This window comes from Billgrantia sp. NRB1 (genome assembly GCF_056921725.1).
The window spans coordinates 2,663,909-2,681,014 of the sequence record NZ_CM167783.1; the positions used below are offsets into that span (position 1 = coordinate 2,663,909).

Here is a 17,106-nt window from a genome sequence, read left to right on the forward strand (position 1 = left end):
AGGCCGGTCGCGCTCAGGACTGGCCGGGCGGGCCGCCCGATGACGCTGCCGGTTCGCCATCACCGGCCTGATGGTCGCGGCGGCGCTTGCGCTCGCCGCTCGGCGAATGCCCGAAGCGATCGTGATAGCACTTGGAGAAGTGGGGCGGGGAAATGAAGCCGCAGGCCAGCGCCACCTCGGTGATCGGCATGTGGGTCTGGCGCAGCAGCAGCCGGGCCCGCGCCAGGCGCAGCTCCAGGTAGTACTTCAGCGGCGGGCAGTCGACATAGCGCTGAAAGAGCCGCTCCAGCTGGCGCCGTGACAGATTGGCGTAGCGGGCCAGCTCATCCAGGGCAAGCGGCTCCTGGAGGTTGGCCTCCATCAGGGTGGCGACCTCCTCCAGTTTGGGATGGCTATGGCCCAGGCGCACTCGCAGCGGCAGACGCTGATGATCCCCGGAGCCTCGAATCCGCTCGTGAATGAACTCTTCGGCGATGGCCTCGGCCAGCTCGAGCCCCTGATGGCGGGCGATCAGCGTCAGCACCATGTCCAGCGGTGCAATGCCGCCGGAGCAGGTGTAGCGGTCGCGGTCCAGCACGAACAGCTCCGAGGTGAAGGTGACCGCGGGAAACAGCAGCGCCTCGTGGATGCTGGAGAAGTGTTCCCAGTGCAGGGTGCAGCGATAGCCGTCGAGCAGCCCCGCCTTGGCGAGCACATAGCCGCCGGTGCAGACCGCCCCCAGGGGCGTGCGCTCCGCGGCGAGCCGACGTAGCCAGGCGAGGGTCTCGCGGTCGCAGTGGTCCTGAACATCGACACCGGCACACACCAGCAGCAGATCCGGCGCCGGGGCCTCGGCCATGGCGTGATCCACCGCGGTCGCCAGGCCACTGCTGGCACGCACCGGGGCGCCACCGCGGCTCACCAGCCGCCAGGCGTAGAGGGCGCGATCGCTGAGGTGATTGGCCATGCGCAGCGGCTCCAGCGCCGAGGAGAAGGCCAGCTGGGAGAACCCCGGCAGCAGCAGGAAACCGACCGTATAGCGGCTATTCAACGCAGTGGTGGCGGGGCGCATGCTACCTCCTCACCGAGCGACGCCAGTATGCTTAGATTACCGATAGTCGATGCGTCACGATAGAGGGAGTTACCCACCCCGTTGCCCCCGCGGCTGTCGTTACGACGATGTCGCCCGACGCCGGCAAGCAAACCCCAACCAGCGGCGGCGCAAATAATGGGCTTACGGTCATCCGACGCGCAGATCGAGACTTCAGGAGGCAAGGGCGATGGCGATTCATTCCCCCGATATCGAGCCGACGCAGCCTTGGCTGCCCGACAACCTCGCCATCGCCCGCGGCGCCCGGCTGTGGCCGATCGAAGAGATCGCCCACCGGCTGGGGATTCCCGGAGAGGCCGTGGAACCCTACGGCCGCGGCATCGCCAAGCTGGACCTTGGCGCCGTGGACGCCCTGGCCGCGCGTCCCCAGGGGCGCTACGTGGTGGTCTCGGCGATCACCCCCACCCCACTCGGCGAAGGCAAGACCACCACCGCCATCGGCCTCGTCCAGGGATTTCAGCAGCTCGGTCACAGCGCCACGGTGACCCTGCGCCAGCCCTCCCTGGGCCCCACCCTGGGCCTCAAGGGTGGCGCCGCGGGGGGCGGCTACAGCCAGGTGGTGCCGATGGAGCGGATCAACCTGCATCTCACCGGCGATATTCACGCGGTGACGGCCGCCCATAACCTATTGGCCGCCATGATCGACAGCCATCTCTATCATCGCCGCGGCGTCGACCTGGACCCGGAGAGCGTGTGCTGGTCGCGGGTGATGGATCTCAACGACCGCGCCCTGCGCCGGATCGTCATCGGGCTTGGCCCCCGCGCCGACGGCGTCACCCGGCAGAGCGGCTTCGAGATCACCGCCGCCTCCGAGGTCATGGCAGTGCTCGCCCTGGCCGACTCGGTGGCGGACCTGCGTTGCCGCCTGGGGCGGATCGTGGTGGGGCAGACCCATCGGGGCGAGGCGGTGACCGCCGAGGCGATCGGCGCCGCCGGGGCCATGACCGCCCTGCTCAAGGAGGCGATCAAGCCCAACCTGCTGCAGACCCTAGAGCATGCCCCCGCGCTCATTCACGCCGGCCCCTTCGGCAACATCGCCCACGGCAACTCCTCGATACTGGCCGACCGCATCGGCCTGTCCGGTAGCGACTTCCTGGTCACCGAGGCGGGCTTCGGCGCCGACATGGGCGCCGAGCGTTTCTTCAACATCAAGTGCCGCGCCTCGGGCCTCACCCCGGACGCCGCCGTGCTGGTGGTCACGGTGCGGGCCCTGAAGTTCCACTCCGGGCGGTACGCCGTAACGGCCGGCAAGCCGCTGCCTGACGCCATGCGCGCCGAAAGCCCCGAGGACGTGCGCGCCGGCGCCGCCAACCTCGTCAAGCAGATCGACAACATCCGCGCCCACGGCATCACCCCGGTGGTGGCGATCAACGCCTTCCCGGGCGACCACGCCAGCGAACACGCCGCCATTGCCGATATCGCCCGGGAGGCCGGCGTCACCGCCGCCGTCTCGACCCACGTACGCGACGGCGGCGCCGGTGCCATGGCCCTGGCCCAGGCGGTGGCCGAGGCCGCCAACCAGGGCGGCGAGTTCGAGTTCCTCTACCCCGACGCGCTGCCCCTGGACGCCAAGATCGAGCGCATCGCCACCCGTATCTACGGCGCTGCCGACGTCGCCTTCAGCCCAGAGGCGCGCCGCCAGATCGACGCCTACCAGCAGCAGGGCCATGGTGGGCTGCCGGTGTGCATCGCCAAGACCCACCTGTCGCTCACCGCGGATGCCACCCGGCCCGGCGCACCCACCGGCTGGACCCTGCCGGTGCGCGAGGTGCGGCTCTCTGCCGGCGCCGGCTTCGTCTACGCCCTGTGCGGGGATATCCGCACCATGCCGGGGCTTGGCGCCGACCCCGCCGCCGCCCACATCGACGTCGACGAGAGCGGCGAGATTACCGGACTGTTTTAAGGTTCTTCGCGCTTTAGCGTGAGCCATGTTTGGCAAGCTTCAAGATGGGCCGGCACTGCCGGGCGAAGGCGCCGCAGGCACCCCTGGGGTAGCGCTGCGCGCTACTTCGCGAGCTGAAGCTCCCTCCCACAGAGGCCAGTTCACGCCAGTCTGCGATGACCCTGTTTTAGGCGTCTGGGGCGCCACCAGGCGGCTCAGACGCTGAGCAGCAGAAACTCCCGCTCCCAGGAGCTGATCACCCGCTTGAAATTCTCATTCTCGACCCGCTTCACCGCCACATAGCCGGTGACGAAGCGCTGCCCCATATGGCGCTGCAGCTCGCTGCAGTGTTCCATGCGCTCCAGGGCCTGCTCCAGGGTGAAGGGCAGGCGCATGTTGCGGCGCTCGAAGGCGCGCCCCTGCACCGGCGCCGAGGGATTGAGCCCGTGCACCATGCCGAGATAGCCGCAAAGCAGGCTGGCCGCAATGGCCAGATAGGCGTTGGCGTCGGCGCCGGGCAGGCGGTTCTCGATGCGCCGGTTGTGGGGCGTTGAGTCGGGCACCCGCAGCCCGCAGGTACGGTTCTCTTCGCCCCACTCAACGTTGACCGGCGCCGAGGTGTCGGGCAGGAAACGGCGGAAGGAGTTGACGTTGGGGGCCATCAGCGGCAACGCCTCGGGAATGAAGCGCTGCAGGCCGCCGATGTGGTGCAGGAACAGCTGGCTCATGCTGCCGTCGTCGTTGGAGAAGACGCTGTGTCCGCTCTTGGCGTCGAGCACGCTCTGATGGATATGCATGGCGCTGCCCGGCTCGTTGGTCACCGGCTTCGCCATGAAGGTAGCGGCCACGTCGTGCTTGAGCGCCGCCTCACGCAGGGTACGCTTGAACAGGAAGACCTGATCAGCCAGCTCCAGCGGGTCGCCGTGACGGAAGTTGATCTCCATCTGGGCGGTCCCCTCCTCGTGAATCAGGGTATCGATGTCCAGCCCCTGGGCCTCGCACCAGTCGTACATGTCCTCGAACAGCGGGTCGAACTCGTTGGCGGCATCGATGGAGAAGGACTGGCGGCCGGTCTCCTGTCGCCCGCTGCGCCCGATGGGCGGCTGTAGCGGAAGATCCGGGTCCTCGCAGCGCTTGGTCAGGTAGAACTCCATCTCCGGGGCCACCACCGGCCGCCAGCCGCGCTGTGCATAGAGCGCCAGCACTCGCTTGAGCTGGTTACGACAGGAGAGCTCGATGGGGTTGCCCCGCTTGTCGTGGCAGTCGTGGATCACCTGGGCGGTGGGCTCCAGCGCCCAGGGCACCGGGTAGATGGCGGTCGGATCCGGCCGACACAGCATGTCGATATCGGCGGGGTCGAGCAGCGAGTAGTAGACATCATCGTCCACGTAGTCCCCGGTGACGGTCTGCAACAGCACGCTTTCAGGCAGCCGCATGCCCTTCTCGGCCACGAACTTGGAGACCGGCGTGATCTTGCCCCGGGCGATGCCGGTGATATCGCTGACCAGGCACTCCACTTCGGTGATGTTGCGCTCCTTGAGCCAGCTTTCCAGATCTTTCATGGGAACCTCGCGTTGTGACCGGGACCGCGGCATCTAGAATCGATCGCGGAGCTTGTAAAAGGTCGTCGCCAACACCAGCAGCGGCGTGCGCAGCCGCGCACCGCCGGGAAAGCGCCGGTGGGGCATGGCGGCGAAGGCGTCGAAGCGCTCGCTCTGCCCGGCGATGGCCTCGCTGAGCAGCCGGCCGGCCAGCCCGGCCAGCGCCATGCCGTGCCCCGAGTAGCCCTGGGCATAGTAGAGGTTGCTGCCCAGCCGGCCCAGGTCCGGGGCGCGGTTGAGGGTAATGGCGACATCGCCGCCCCAGCGATAGTCGATCCCCACGCCCTGAAGCACCGGAAACAGCCGGGCGATCTTGGCATCCATGCGCCGGCGCAGGCCGCGCGGCTCACGGCCGTCATAGCTCACCTCGCCACCGTAGATCAGCCGCCTGTCCGCCGACAGGCGGTAGTAGTCGAGCACGAAGTTGGCGTCCGAAAGCGCATCGTTTTGCGGCAGCACGCGGGTCGCCTGGGACGGGCTGAGCGGCGCCGTGGCGATCATGTAGTTGGCCGCGCGCATGATGCGCCCATCCAGCTCGGGGAGCAGCCGGCCCAGGTAAGCGTTGCCGGCCGCCACCACGAAGTCGGCGGTGACCCGCCCCCGGTCGGTGATCACCCGCGCCGGACTGCCGCGCTGGACCTCCCGAACGGCGCTGTCGACGTGGATCTCCACCCCGGCCCGCTGGGCGGCCCGGGCCAGGCCCAGGGTGTAGTTGAGGGGGTGCAGGTGGCCACCCTCGCTCTCGTAGAGCGCCCCCCGGTAGGCGTCGGTCACCACGTGCTGGCGCAGGGCCGCCCCCTCCAGCCAGCGCAGCGCCCCGTAGCCGTAGTCCCGAGCCAGGCGGTCGCGCAGCGCCAGCAGCTCCTTGACGTGACGGGCCTTGACCGCGGCATGCAGGTAGCCCCAGGCGAGGTCGCAGGGGATGGCGTGGCGCCGGACCCGCTCGGCGGTCCAGCGCACCGCCTCACGGCTCATCTCCCAGATCTCCCGGGCGGACTCGCGGCCCAAGACCTGCTCCACGGTGGCGATGTCGGTGCCGAGCCCCGGCAGGATCTGCCCGCCGCTGCGCCCCGAGGCGCCATAGCCGATGTCGCGGGCCTCTAGCAGCACCACCGAATAGCCGCGCTCGGCGAGCTCCAGCGCCGCCGAACAGCCGGTGATCCCGGCTCCGATCACGCAGACATCGGCGCGCGCCTCGCCAGCGAGCGGCGGGCAGGCGGCGAGTTCGACGGCGGCGGTATCACGATAATAGGACGCCGCGGACGCAAAGGGTGACGTGACGGTCATGAGCCCATCCTAACCGCGACGGGTCGCCCCCGCCCACGGGTAGTATGGCTCAGCGAGGCGATCGCGCAGCGCGACGGCATGCCGGCCATGGCGGGCTCAGGACGTGGCGCAGACCGGGCAGCCCGGATCCCGCGGCACCTTGAAGTGGCGCCACTGGCCGGAGAGGCCATCGAAGCTCGACAATCCCCGGTGGGGCGTGCCGGCACCGCTGAGCAGCTTGATCGCCTCCAGGGCCTGGAAGCTGCCGATCAGCCCCACCAGCGGCGCCACCACGCCGCTCTCGGCGCAGGAGAGCGCCTCGTCGCTCTCGCCGTGCTCCCCGGGGGGATAGAGACAGGCGTAGCAGGGACTCTCGCTGTCGCGGGGATCGAAGACCGCCAGCTGGCCGGAGAAGCGAATAGCCGCCCCGGAGATCAGCGGTGTGCCTGTCGCCAGGCAGGCGCGGTTGATGGCGTAGCGGCTGGAGAAGCGGTCGGTGCAGTCGAGCACCAGGTCCGCCGCTGCCGCCGCCACTTCCAGCGCCGCAACGTCCAGGTGTTCACCGAGCACCTGGATCTCACAGCCGGGATTGAGCGCCAGCGCCGCTTCCCGGGCCGACTCGGCCTTGTTGCGCCCCAGATCGGCCATGCCATGGGCGATCTGGCGCTGCAGGTTGGAGAGCTCCACCGCATCGGCATCGGCCAGGGTCAGATGGCCCACCCCGGCGGCGGCGAGGTAGAGCGCCACCGGCGAGCCCAGGCCGCCGGCTCCCACCACCAGGGCACGCGAGGCCAGCAAGCGCTCCTGGCCGGCGATGTCGATCGGCTCGAGCATGATCTGCCGGCTGTAACGCAGCAGCGCCTCATCGTTCATGGTGATCACTTGCCTTCCAGCTCCTCGATATCGGGCACATAGAGGGAGAACTCCTCCTTGACCTCCTCCATGACCACATAGCTCTTGGATTCCTTGACGCCCGGCAGGGTCAACACCACGTCGCCGAGCAGCTGACGGTAGGCCGACATCTCGGGGATGCGGCACTTGAGAATGTAGTCGAACTGCCCCGAGACCAGGTGGCACTCCTGGATCTGCGGCAGCCGGGCCACGGCACGACGAAACTCATCGAACACCGCCGGCGACTGGGTCTCCAGGCTGATCTCCACGAACACCAGCAGGTTGGCCTTCAAGGCCCGGGGATCGAGCACCGCCTTGTAGCCGCGGATGACTCCCGCCCGCTCGAGTCGCTTGACGCGCTCCAGGCAGGGAGTGGTGGAGAGGCCCACCTGCGCGGCCAGATCCACGTAGGAGATGCGGGCGTTCTCCTGCAGGGAGCGCAGGATCTTGAGGTCGATACGGTCGAGGGAGCGGGTCTTGGCTTTCATTATCGTATTGGGCAAACCGATCAGGATGAACGAAAGATGTCGACATGGCAGCAAATCGAACTGAAAAACAGCGGCAATCATCCTTGCTGCTGGTGTTCGGTCTCACAAAGCCGGCGACTATCGGAATTATTTCCTGAATAGGTGTACCACAGCGAGCGCCACGGCCTCCAGTCAAGCGCCCTCAACGCGAGGACTATCGCAGATAGCTTGCGTCGCTCGGGGCTGACCTGTCGGCAAGCCTGCGCGGAGGCGCTGTGAACCCCTCCCTGGGCGCTACCGGCGCCCAGCTGCGCTCCCGCATCCTGCTCCGCTTGCTGGACCGGGGCTGGCCATCCATGGCCAGCCCGTTCGGAGCAGTGCTCCTCACCCCTGGCGCAGGATCTCCTCTTCGACTTGCCCCCAGCGCCCCTCGCTTTTCGTGACTGTGCTAGCCCTTCCCTCAACGCGGCGCTGGCATCCGCCCCAGGGTTACCCGCTCATGCCCGGCCAGGTCGCGCCGGCTCGCCACCTCGCGATAGCCGGCCGAGCGCAGCAGCGCCCTCACGGCGTCCGCCTGGTCATGGCCATGCTCCATGGCCAGCCAGCCGCCGGGCACCAGGTAAGCCGGCGCGGCTGAGACCAGGTGGCGAAGATCGGCCAGGCCGCCGCCATCGGCCACCAGGGCGCTGCGCGGCTCGAACCGCACGTCGCCCCGGGTCAGATGAGGGTCGCGCCCGTCGATATAGGGCGGATTGGCCACGATCAGCTCGAAGGCCTCACCGGCAAGCGCCGAGAACCAGTCGCTCTCGATGAACCGCACATGGGACATCGCCAGGCGTCGGGCATTGGCCGCGGCAAGCGCCACCGCACGGGGCTCCCGGTCGACCCCGGTCACCGCCCAGCCGGGTCGCTCGCTGGCAAAGGCCAGGGCGATGGCGCCGGTACCGGTCCCCAGGTCGAGCAGACGGCCGTGAGGCGCCTCGGCCAGGGCCAGGGCCGCTTCCACCAGCGTTTCGGTATCGGGTCGCGGTATCAGGGTGCTGGGGTCGGTGGCAAGGCCAAGCCCCCAGAACTCCCGCTCGCCGCAGAGATAGGCCACCGGATGGCCGGCCGCGCGCGCCGCCACCAGCGCCTCGAACCGCGCCCGGGCGTATCGCGGCGCCTGCCGGTCCCCCCAGGTATAGAGCCAGGTGCGATCGCGGCCGAGCACGTGGCACAGCAGTACCTCGGCGTCCAGCCGGGCGCTCGGCGAGCCCGCCTGCGTCAGCCGCTCGGCGGCCCGCGCCAGCAGCCGGTCCAGGCGCATCAGGCGCTCTGCTGCAGGGCCGCGAGCTGTTCGGCCTGATGCTCGTGGATCAGCGGCTCGATCACCTCGTCAAGCTGCTCGCCGCTGACCACCTCGCCGAGCTTGTAGAGGGTCAGGTTGATGCGGTGGTCGGTGAGCCGCCCCTGGGGAAAGTTGTAGGTGCGGATGCGCTCGCTGCGATCCCCCGACCCCACCAGGGAGCGCCGGGTATCGGCCTGCTGCTGACGCTGACTATCCACCGCGCCCTGCTTGAGGCGCGCGGCCAGCAGCGACATCGCCTTGGCGCGGTTCTTGTGCTGGCTGCGCTCCTCCTGGCACTCCACCACCGTGCCGCTGGGCAGGTGGGTGATGCGAATGGCCGAGTCGGTGGTGTTGACGTGCTGGCCGCCGGCACCGCTGGAGCGAAAGGTGTCCACCCGCAGGTCGGCGGAATTGATCTCGATGTCGCCCACGGCGTCGGCCTCGGGCATCACCGCCACGGTGCAGGCCGAGGTGTGGATGCGCCCCTGGGATTCGGTGGCGGGAACACGCTGGACGCGATGCGCCCCGGACTCGAACTTGAGCCGCGCATAGACGCCTTCGCCCTTGATCCGGGAGATGATCTCCTTGTAGCCGCCCTGCTCGCCGTGGCTGGCGCTGACCACCTCGACCCTCCAGCCGCGCTTCTCGGCATAGCGGGAGTACATGCGGAACAGGTCGCCGGCGAACAGCGCCGCCTCGTCGCCGCCGGTTCCCGCCCGGATCTCGAGAAAGACGTTGCGATGATCGTCGGGGTCCTTGGGCACCAGCAGCTGCTTGAGCCGCACCTCGAGCTCGGCGAGCCGGGCGTGGCTCTCATCGCGTTCCAGCTCGGCCAGCTCGCGCATGTCGGCGTCGCTGTCGGAGGCCAGCTGTTCGGCGGTCTCCAGATCGCCTTCGGTGGCGCGATAGTCGCGCCAGGCCTCAACCAGCGGCTCGAGCTCGGCATATTCACGGGAGTAGTCGCGGAAGCGGGCCTGATCGGCGATCACCTCGGGCTCGGCCAGCAGAGCGGCAAGCTCCTCGAAGCGCTCGACGAAGGCATCGAGACGCTGGCGCAGGGTCGCTTTCATGGCGTGTCCTGTCAGGGTTTCGTTAACGGGGGGTCGAGCAGCAGCGTTTCGGCGGCGGTCAGCAGATCGCGACGCTCGCCGCCGGATGCCTCGCGCATCGCCACCGTGGGGCGATGCAGCAGGCGGTTGGTCAGCTGATGCGCCAGCAGCCGAATCACCGTTTCCGGGTCTTCGCCGCGCGCCAGCCGGGCCAGGGCCTGGCGTTCGGAGAGCGCGCGCAGGCTCTCGGCCTGGCCACGATAGCGGCGAATCAGCTCGCCGCCGCTGCGGATGCGACGCTCCTGGAGCCAGACGCCGACGCCGTACTCGATCAGGGATTCGGCCTGGTCGGCCGCCGCCTGGCGATGCCGGCGGTTCTCCTGGATCACCTCGTGGAGGTCATCGACGGTGTAGAGGAAGACGTCGTCCAGGTCGCCGACCTCCGGCTCGATATCCCGCGGCACGGCGATATCCACCATGAAGATCGGCCGATGGCGGCGCTTCTTCAACGCCCGCTCGGCCATCCCCTTGCCGAGGATCGGCAGCGGCGCCGCGGTGGAGGAGATGACGATGTCCGAACGCTCCAGGGCGGTGGGAATCTCGTTGAGCGAGATGGCCTCGGCGTTGAACTCGCCGGCCAGCAGCTCGGCCCGCTCCCGGGTGCGGTTGGCGACGATCATCTCGCGCACTCCGGCCTCGCGCAGGTGGCGCGCGACCAGCTCGATGGTCTCGCCGGCGCCGATCAGCAGCGCGCGCGAGCGGCCGAAATCGTCGAAGATACGGCTTGCCAGACTCACCGCCGCATAGGCCACCGACACCGGATTCTGGCCGATGCCGGTACGCGTACGCACCTGTTTGGCCACCGAGAAGGTATGCTGGAAGAGCAGCTCGAGCTCGCCGCCGAGCCCGCGCGCCTCGCGCGCTGACTGATAGGCCTCCTTGAGCTGGCCCAGTATCTGCGGCTCGCCCAGCACCATGGAGTCGAGCCCCACGGCCACCCGCATCAGGTGGCGGGCGGCGTCATTATCGAGATAGTGGTAGGCGCAGGAGGTCAGATCATCCACCGGCAGGCCATGAAAATGGCTCAGCCAGTCGAGAATCACCCGCTCACCGCTGGACTCGGTCACGCAATAGAGTTCGGTCCGGTTACAGGTCGACAGCACCGCGGCCTCCTGCACCTGGGGGATATGGCGCAGTTCGCCCAGCGCCGACTCCAGCTGAGCAGGCGTGAAGGCGACCCGTTCGCGCACCGCGACGGTCGCGGTCTTGTGATTGATTCCGAGGGCAAGCAGCGTCATGCGTTAGGCGTCTTCGCGTGATGTCGTCAGGCGGCACCGAAATAAAGCCCGCCTCTGCGGCGCCAGATTCTACCACAGCCTTGCCCCCCCGGCGCCATGTGCATGACAGGCCACACTATTGACGCACGACAAGAGACAGCGCCTTGGCCTTGCCCGCCCCCGGGCCGTCGACACAGCAGGCGATCCCTTTGCCCGCCGGCCGCGAGCCGGTATGCTGGCGACTTGGCATTCCTGACGAGATTCGCATGCCCTCACCCCTCCGCTGTCGCCTCCTGACTCCTCATCCTCGCCATGGGCTGGCAGGCCTTGGCCTGGTGCTGCTGCTGGCCGGCTGTCAGACGCTGTCCCCCCGGGCCGAGCCTGCGACCGTCGAGGATCCTCTCGACTCGGCCCCCGCCATCGTCCAGGGCCTGGACGCCGGGGGGCTGGCCACCCTGCTGACCGCCGAGCTGGCCGGTCAGCGCGGCGACTATCGCCGTGCCGCCAGCGGCTACCGGGAGATGGCCGAACGGTATCGCTCTGCCGAACTGGCCGAGCGGGCCACCCTGGCCGCACGCTTCAGCAGCGACCCGCTGCTGCTCGAGGAGGTCGTGCAGCAGTGGCAGCGGCTGGCCCCGCAGTCGGAGGCGCCCAGTCGCCTGCTGGCCAGTCTGGCCATGCAGCGCGGCGACTGGATCTCCGCGCTGGAGCAGCGCCTGCAGCTGGCCGCGCGCGGTGGCCAGGGCGATCTGGCCGGCTTCGTGGAGAGGGCCCTGGAGGCCAATGCCGACCCCCTACCCCTGCGCGAACGTCTTGGCGAACACCTGGCCCGATCCACCGACGGCGCCCACCGGCACGACGCCGAGCTGGCCATGGCCATGCTCGAGGCCGCCACCGGACAGACGCGGCGCGCCGAAGCGCGACTCGACGCCCTGGCCCGCGAGCACGCGGAGCTGCCGGCCCTGTGGCTGACGCGGGCCCAACTGGCGCTGGACGCCGGCCGGGCGGCGCGCGCCCGTGACGACGCCCGCCGCGGGCTGGAAGTCGCCCCTCAGGATCCACGTTTCATCCTGCTGCTGGCCCAGGCCGAGCTGGCGCTGGGCAACGTGGCCGCCGCCGAAGCCGGCACCGACGCGCTGCTGGAGCGCCACGAAGGCGGCCACGAACTGCGCCTGGCGCTCGCCAATCTCTACCTGGAGAGCCACCACCCGGAACCGGCGCGGCGCCTCCTGGTGCCGCTGGTCAGCGACGAAGAGACGCCCGCCATGGCCTACTTCCTGCTCGGCGCCATCGCCGAACAGGAAGGCGAGGTCGACAACGCCCTGCTCTACTATCGCCAGGTCGCACCGGGTGGCGAATTCCTGATGGCCCGGCTGCGTGCCGCCCGCATGCTGATCGAGGACGATCGGCTGCTGGACGCCCGAGCTTTCCTGCGCATCGAGCGCCTGCGCCACGACGAGCAGATCAGCGAGCTGGTCGCCCTCGAGGTGGAGTTGCTCGACGAGCTTGGGCTGGACGGGGAAGCCGAGGACCTGCTCGACCGCCAACTCGAGCGCGCCCCCAACGACGAGCGACTGCTCTATCAGCGGGGCATGCGGGCCTGGCAAAGCGGCGACGTCGAGGCCATGGAGCGCGATCTGCGTCGCATTATCGAGCACAACCCGGACAGCGCCATGGCGCTCAATGCCCTGGGCTATACGCTGGCCGACCTCAATATCGAGGGGCGACTCGAGGAGGCACGCGAACTGATCGAGCGCGCTCACGCACTCGATCCCGGCAACGCCGCCATCATGGACAGCCTGGGCTGGGTCTACTTCCGGCTCGGCGAGCCCGAGCGCGCCCTGCCCTGGCTGGAGCGCGCCTACGCCGCCATGCCCGACCCGGAGATCGCCGCCCATCTCGCCGAGGTGCTCTGGGCGCTGGATCGCCCCGACGAGGCCCGGGCCAAGGTCGAGCAGGCGCTCGAGCGCTACGAGGACCGCACTCACCTGGACGAACTGCTCGAACGCATCCCTGAACTGGCTCCCTGAGCCGAAGTCCAACCTCCCTGCACACCCGACGAGACGCCGCCATGATGCCCCACGCCACCGCCCTGCGCCTGCTCCTGATCGGCCTGATCCTGGCCCTGCTCGCCGGCTGCGCCCCCCGCCTGCCGGCCCCCGACGGAGAGCGCGGAGAGGGCCAGTGGGAGGCCCAGCAGGATCGCCTGGCGGAGCTGCAGACCTGGATGCTGGCCGGAAAGGCCGGGCTGCGCACTCCCCAGGAGTCGACCAGCGCCAACCTCGACTGGAGCCAGCACCCCCACTACTACCGGCTGCTGATCAGTGGCCCCTTCGGCAGCGGCCGTAGCACCCTCGAGGGTCGCGAGGGGCGCTTTTCGCTGACCACCTCGGAGGGCCGCTTCGAGGCCGAAACTCCCGAGGCCCTGATGCAGCAGCAGCTCGGCTGGTCGCTACCGGTCAGCGCCCTCGCCGACTGGATTCGCGGGCTGCCCGCCGACCACAGCCCCCACCGGCTGGAAAGCGACGAGCTGGGCTTCCCCCAGCGCCTCGAGCAGGATGGCTGGGAGATCGCCTATCGCGACTGGACCCAGGTCGAATCGCTGTGGCTGCCGCGACGCCTGATCATGAACTACGACGACCTGCGCGTGACCCTGGTGGTCACCGAGTGGCGCCCCCAGCTCGACGACTGACGACGCGACATGCCCGACACATTCCCCCCGCTCCGACACGCTGTCGCTGCCGGCGCCGGCCAAGCTCAACCGCATGCTGCATATCGTCGGCCGTCGTACCGACGGCTACCATGAGCTGCAGACGCTGTTCCAGTTCCTCGACCACGGCGACAGCCTGGAGGTCACCCTTCGCCAGGATGGCGAGATTCGCCTGACTCCGTCCATTGCCGGCCTAGCCACCGAGGACAATCTGGTGATCCGCGCCGCTCGGCTGCTGCAGGCCGCCACCGGCTGTCGGCTCGGCGCCGACATTCGCCTGACCAAGCGCCTGCCCATGGGCGGCGGACTCGGCGGCGGCAGTTCCAATGCCGCCACCGCCCTGCTCGGCCTCGACCGGCTGTGGGGGCTCGAGCTCGGGCTCGATGCCCACGCCGAGCTCGGCCTGCAGCTAGGCGCCGACGTGCCGGTCTTCGTCCACGGCCGGGCCGCCTGGGCGGAGGGCGTCGGCGAGCGCTTGATCCCGGTGACGCTCGACACCCCCTGGTTCCTGGTGGTGCACCCCGGTGTCTCGGTGGCCACCCCCGCGGTGTTCGGGGCGGCACAATTGACACGCAACACCCCCCCGATTACCATGGCGCGCGCACTGCAGGGGGGAGCGCCCAGCTGGCGCAACGACTGCGAAGCCACGGTCAGGTCACTCTATCCGCAGGTCGCCGAGGCACTCGACTGGCTCAGCGCCCGGGCACCGAGCAGGCTGACCGGCACCGGCGCCTGTATCTTTGCCTGGACCGCCACGCGCGCCGAAGCGCAGCGAATCGCGGCCGATCTGCCCGGGCATTTCACGGCCTTTACGGCCCGCGGCGTCAATGCCTCCCCGCTACATGCCGCCCTGGGTCGATGACGCTGGCGCCCCACCGGGCCGCAAGCATGACGGCCTTTCGGCCAGGAGCCGGACCCCCGAATGACCCCCAACACTGCATAGGTGGATGCGCGTGTCGAAATTGATGGTTTTTGCCGGGAATGCCAATCCCGAACTCGCCCAGAAGGTCGCCGACAGCCTGGATAGCCGCATGGGCAACGCCACGGTTGGCCAGTTCAGCGACGGCGAGATCGCGGTCGAGATCAACGAGAACGTTCGCGGCAAGGACGTCTTCATCCTGCAATCCACCTGTGCGCCGACCAACGACAACCTGCTCGAGCTGATCCTGATGGTGGACGCCCTGCGCCGGGCCTCCGCCACGCGAATCACCGCCGTGGTGCCCTACTTCGGCTATGCCCGCCAGGATCGCCGGGTGCGCTCCGCCCGGGTGCCCATCTCGGCCAAGGTGGTGGCCGACATGATGGTCAAGGCCGGCGTCGACCGGGTGATGACCATGGACCTGCACGCTGACCAGATCCAGGGCTTCTTCGACGTGCCGGTGGATAACGTCTACGGCTCACCGATCCTGCTCGACGACATCGAGCGCCAGAACTATGACGACCTGGTGGTGGTCTCGCCGGACGTCGGCGGCGTGGTGCGGGCACGCGCCATTGCCAAGCAGCTCAACGCCGACCTGGCGATCATCGACAAGCGCCGCCCCCAGGCCAACCAGGCCCAGGTGATGCACATCATCGGCGAGATCGAGAATCGTACCTGCGTGGTAGTGGACGACATGATCGATACCGCCGGCACGCTGTGCAAGGCCGGCGACGCGCTCAAGGCCCACGGCGCGCGCCGCGTGGTCGCCTACGCCACCCACCCGATCCTGTCCGGCCCGGCGGTGGACAACATCACCAACTCGGTGCTCGACGAAGTGGTCGTCGCCGACACCATTCCGCTGTCCGACCTGGCCCGCCGCAGCGGCAAGATTCGCCAGCTCAGCGTAGCGGGCCTGATCGCCGAAGCGATCCGCCGGGTCAGCAACGAAGAATCCGTCAGCGCCATGTTCCACTAAGAGCAGGCGCCGGAAAACCGCCCTGCGGGGCTTCCGGAAACGTCACGGTCAGGTCGCGGGCCGTGGCGCTTTCCTTACTTCAAGCAAGAGGCAACATCATGTCCGATTTTACCCTTAACGCCAGCGTTCGTAACGACCTGGGGAAAGGTGCGAGCCGCCGCCTGCGTCGTGCGAACCTCGAGGTGCCGGCCATCGTCTACGGTGGCGAGTCTGCGCCGCAGCCGATCTCGCTGGAGAAGTCCGCCTTCTACAAGGCCATCGAGAGTGAATCCTTCTTCTCTTCCGTGATCGAGCTGGTCATCGACGGCAAGCGTGAGAAGGTTGTGGTGCGCGACCTGCAGCGCCACCCCTACAAGCCGCTGGTGACCCATGCCGACTTCATGCGCGTGGATGCCACCCACGAGATCACCATCAACGTGCCGCTGCACGTGGTGGGCGAAGAGAAGTCCAAGGGCGTCAAGGACCAGGGCGGTGAGCTGCACGTGCTCTCCAACGAGATCCAGATCAGCTGTCTGCCCAAGGACCTGCCCGACTTCCTCGAGGTCGACATCACCGACGTCGAGCTGGGCACCACCCTTCACCTCTCCGACCTCAAGTTGCCGGCCGGCGTAACCCTGGTCGACCTGACCCACGGCGAGGATCACGACAACGCCATTCTGAGCATCTCCAAGCCCAAGGTCCGCGGCGGCGAGGAAAGCGAAGAAGGTGGCGAGGAAGGCGAAGAGAGCGCCGAATAATCGCGCCCGCTTCGGGGCCGTGCCTGGCACGGCCCTCCCGGTTCCGATCAAGCGCCCCGGCGCTTGATTTTTTTTGGGTTCTTCGCACTTTAGCGTGAACATGTTTGGCAGGTTTTATGGTGGGAGGCCGGCTCTGCCGGCGGTTCGACGCTTCGACGAAGGCGCCGCAGGCGCCCCATGGGTAGCGCTGCGCGCTACTTCGCGAGCTGAAGCTCCCTCCCACAGGGCAAGTTCACACCAGTCTGCGATGAACCTTTTTATGGAGGCACCCATGAGCCAGCTCAAGGCGATCATCGGACTGGGCAACCCCGGTCCCGACTACGCAGCGACGCGCCACAATGCCGGCGCCTGGATGGTGGAAGCGCTGGCGCGCCGCTCGGGCACCGAGCTGCGCCCGGAGAAGAAGTTTCTCGGCCTCTACGCCAAGGTTCAGCTCGACGGCCATGACCTCCACCTGCTCGAGCCCACCACCTTCATGAATCGCAGCGGCGCTGCCGTAGCGGCCCTGTGCCAGTTCTTCAAGCTGACCCCAAGCGAGCTGCTGGTGGCCCACGACGAGCTGGACATCGCCCCGGGCACCGCCCGCTACAAGACCGGCGGCGGCCACGGCGGCCACAATGGGCTGCGCGACACCATCAGCGCCCTGGGCAACGACAAGGGCTTCCACCGGCTGCGCATCGGCATCGGCCATCCCGGCGAGGCCCGCCAGGTGACGCACTATGTGCTGAGCCGTCCCGGCAAGACCGAACTCACCGCCATCGAGGCGGCCATCGACGAGTGCCTGGCCACCCTGCCCCTGGCCGTTACCGGCAACTGGGCGCAGGCCATGAACCGGCTGCACAGCTTTTCTGCCTCCGGCTGAAAAGCCAGCCATAAGAGCCGGGCTTCGCCCGGAGCCGTAAGCCGTAAGCCGT

Annotated in this window: 15 protein-coding genes; 7 read left to right on the plus strand and 8 right to left on the minus strand. The window is 68.6% G+C overall.

The window, feature by feature from the left end; translation table 11 throughout:
• Positions 1-13 precede the first annotated feature (13 nt).
• Positions 14-1,051: a GlxA family transcriptional regulator gene (locus ACZIYR_RS12110; RefSeq protein WP_483526860.1), complete on the minus strand. Its 1,038-nt coding sequence runs from the start codon at positions 1,049-1,051 to the stop codon at positions 14-16.
• A gap of 208 nt (positions 1,052-1,259) precedes the next feature.
• On the opposite strand from ACZIYR_RS12110, the gene ACZIYR_RS12115 reads away from it, so the two are divergent.
• Entirely contained in the window at positions 1,260-2,993 is a 1,734-nt protein-coding gene (locus ACZIYR_RS12115; protein ID WP_483526861.1) for a formate--tetrahydrofolate ligase, read from the plus strand.
• Between the two features lie 194 nt (positions 2,994-3,187).
• Here the strand turns inward: ACZIYR_RS12115 and ACZIYR_RS12120 are convergent, their stop codons facing one another.
• From ACZIYR_RS12120 to hemA, 7 genes are all read right to left on the minus strand, one after another.
• Entirely contained in the window at positions 3,188-4,534 is a 1,347-nt protein-coding gene (locus ACZIYR_RS12120; RefSeq protein ID WP_483526862.1) for a glutamine synthetase family protein, read from the minus strand.
• A gap of 33 nt (positions 4,535-4,567) precedes the next feature.
• Positions 4,568-5,860 (minus strand): NAD(P)/FAD-dependent oxidoreductase, encoded by a 1,293-nt coding sequence (locus ACZIYR_RS12125; protein WP_473034026.1) that lies wholly within the window; start codon positions 5,858-5,860, stop codon positions 4,568-4,570.
• 96 nt (positions 5,861-5,956) lie between these two features.
• On the minus strand, positions 5,957-6,712 hold the full coding sequence (locus ACZIYR_RS12130; RefSeq protein WP_483529077.1) for a HesA/MoeB/ThiF family protein: 756 nt from the start codon (positions 6,710-6,712) through the stop codon (positions 5,957-5,959).
• A gap of 5 nt (positions 6,713-6,717) precedes the next feature.
• Entirely contained in the window at positions 6,718-7,218 is a 501-nt protein-coding gene (locus ACZIYR_RS12135; protein WP_483526863.1) for an Lrp/AsnC ligand binding domain-containing protein, read from the minus strand.
• Between the two features lie 439 nt (positions 7,219-7,657).
• Positions 7,658-8,503, minus strand: coding sequence for a peptide chain release factor N(5)-glutamine methyltransferase (prmC, locus tag ACZIYR_RS12140; protein WP_483526864.1), 846 nt, complete (start codon positions 8,501-8,503; stop codon positions 7,658-7,660).
• On the minus strand, positions 8,503-9,594 hold the full coding sequence (prfA, locus tag ACZIYR_RS12145) for a peptide chain release factor 1 (protein WP_483526865.1): 1,092 nt from the start codon (positions 9,592-9,594) through the stop codon (positions 8,503-8,505). Before prfA ends, prmC begins: the two co-directional genes overlap by 1 nt.
• An 11-nt stretch (positions 9,595-9,605) precedes the next feature.
• Positions 9,606-10,871, minus strand: a complete 1,266-nt coding sequence (gene hemA, locus ACZIYR_RS12150) for a glutamyl-tRNA reductase (protein WP_483526866.1) — start codon at positions 10,869-10,871, stop codon at positions 9,606-9,608.
• Positions 10,872-11,116: 245 nt separating this feature from the next.
• Here hemA and ACZIYR_RS12155 point away from each other — a divergent pair, with 245 nt between their 5' ends.
• The 6 genes from ACZIYR_RS12155 to pth all read left to right on the plus strand — a co-directional run bounded on the left by ACZIYR_RS12155 (position 11,117) and on the right by pth (position 17,054).
• Positions 11,117-12,880, plus strand: coding sequence for a tetratricopeptide repeat protein (locus tag ACZIYR_RS12155; protein ID WP_483526867.1), 1,764 nt, complete (start codon positions 11,117-11,119; stop codon positions 12,878-12,880).
• A 41-nt stretch (positions 12,881-12,921) separates the two neighbouring features.
• Complete coding sequence (lolB, locus tag ACZIYR_RS12160) at positions 12,922-13,542, plus strand: lipoprotein insertase outer membrane protein LolB (protein WP_483526868.1); 621 nt, start codon at positions 12,922-12,924, stop codon at positions 13,540-13,542.
• 40 nt (positions 13,543-13,582) lie between these two features.
• Positions 13,583-14,422: a 4-(cytidine 5'-diphospho)-2-C-methyl-D-erythritol kinase gene (gene ispE, locus ACZIYR_RS12165; RefSeq protein WP_483529078.1), complete on the plus strand. Its 840-nt coding sequence runs from the start codon at positions 13,583-13,585 to the stop codon at positions 14,420-14,422.
• A gap of 91 nt (positions 14,423-14,513) precedes the next feature.
• Positions 14,514-15,455, plus strand: a complete 942-nt coding sequence (locus ACZIYR_RS12170) for a ribose-phosphate pyrophosphokinase (RefSeq protein ID WP_473034029.1) — start codon at positions 14,514-14,516, stop codon at positions 15,453-15,455.
• A gap of 98 nt (positions 15,456-15,553) precedes the next feature.
• Positions 15,554-16,192: a 50S ribosomal protein L25/general stress protein Ctc gene (locus tag ACZIYR_RS12175; RefSeq protein WP_473034030.1), complete on the plus strand. Its 639-nt coding sequence runs from the start codon at positions 15,554-15,556 to the stop codon at positions 16,190-16,192.
• 271 nt (positions 16,193-16,463) lie between these two features.
• Entirely contained in the window at positions 16,464-17,054 is a 591-nt protein-coding gene (gene pth / locus ACZIYR_RS12180; protein WP_483526869.1) for an aminoacyl-tRNA hydrolase, read from the plus strand.
• Positions 17,055-17,106: the final 52 nt, after the last annotated feature.

Coding starts and splice junctions, on each gene's coding strand:
- ACZIYR_RS12110 (WP_483526860.1), bottom strand. CDS start 1,051: ATGCGCCCCGCCACCACTGCGTTGAATAGCCGCTATACGGTCGGTTTC.
- ACZIYR_RS12115 (WP_483526861.1), top strand. CDS start 1,260: ATGGCGATTCATTCCCCCGATATCGAGCCGACGCAGCCTTGGCTGCCC.
- ACZIYR_RS12120 (WP_483526862.1), bottom strand. CDS start 4,534: ATGAAAGATCTGGAAAGCTGGCTCAAGGAGCGCAACATCACCGAAGTG.
- ACZIYR_RS12125 (WP_473034026.1), bottom strand. CDS start 5,860: ATGACCGTCACGTCACCCTTTGCGTCCGCGGCGTCCTATTATCGTGAT.
- ACZIYR_RS12130 (WP_483529077.1), bottom strand. CDS start 6,712: ATGAACGATGAGGCGCTGCTGCGTTACAGCCGGCAGATCATGCTCGAG.
- ACZIYR_RS12135 (WP_483526863.1), bottom strand. CDS start 7,218: ATGAAAGCCAAGACCCGCTCCCTCGACCGTATCGACCTCAAGATCCTG.
- prmC (WP_483526864.1), bottom strand. CDS start 8,503: ATGCGCCTGGACCGGCTGCTGGCGCGGGCCGCCGAGCGGCTGACGCAG.
- prfA (WP_483526865.1), bottom strand. CDS start 9,594: ATGAAAGCGACCCTGCGCCAGCGTCTCGATGCCTTCGTCGAGCGCTTC.
- hemA (WP_483526866.1), bottom strand. CDS start 10,871: ATGACGCTGCTTGCCCTCGGAATCAATCACAAGACCGCGACCGTCGCG.
- ACZIYR_RS12155 (WP_483526867.1), top strand. CDS start 11,117: ATGCCCTCACCCCTCCGCTGTCGCCTCCTGACTCCTCATCCTCGCCAT.
- lolB (WP_483526868.1), top strand. CDS start 12,922: ATGATGCCCCACGCCACCGCCCTGCGCCTGCTCCTGATCGGCCTGATC.
- ACZIYR_RS12175 (WP_473034030.1), top strand. CDS start 15,554: ATGTCCGATTTTACCCTTAACGCCAGCGTTCGTAACGACCTGGGGAAA.
- pth (WP_483526869.1), top strand. CDS start 16,464: ATGAGCCAGCTCAAGGCGATCATCGGACTGGGCAACCCCGGTCCCGAC.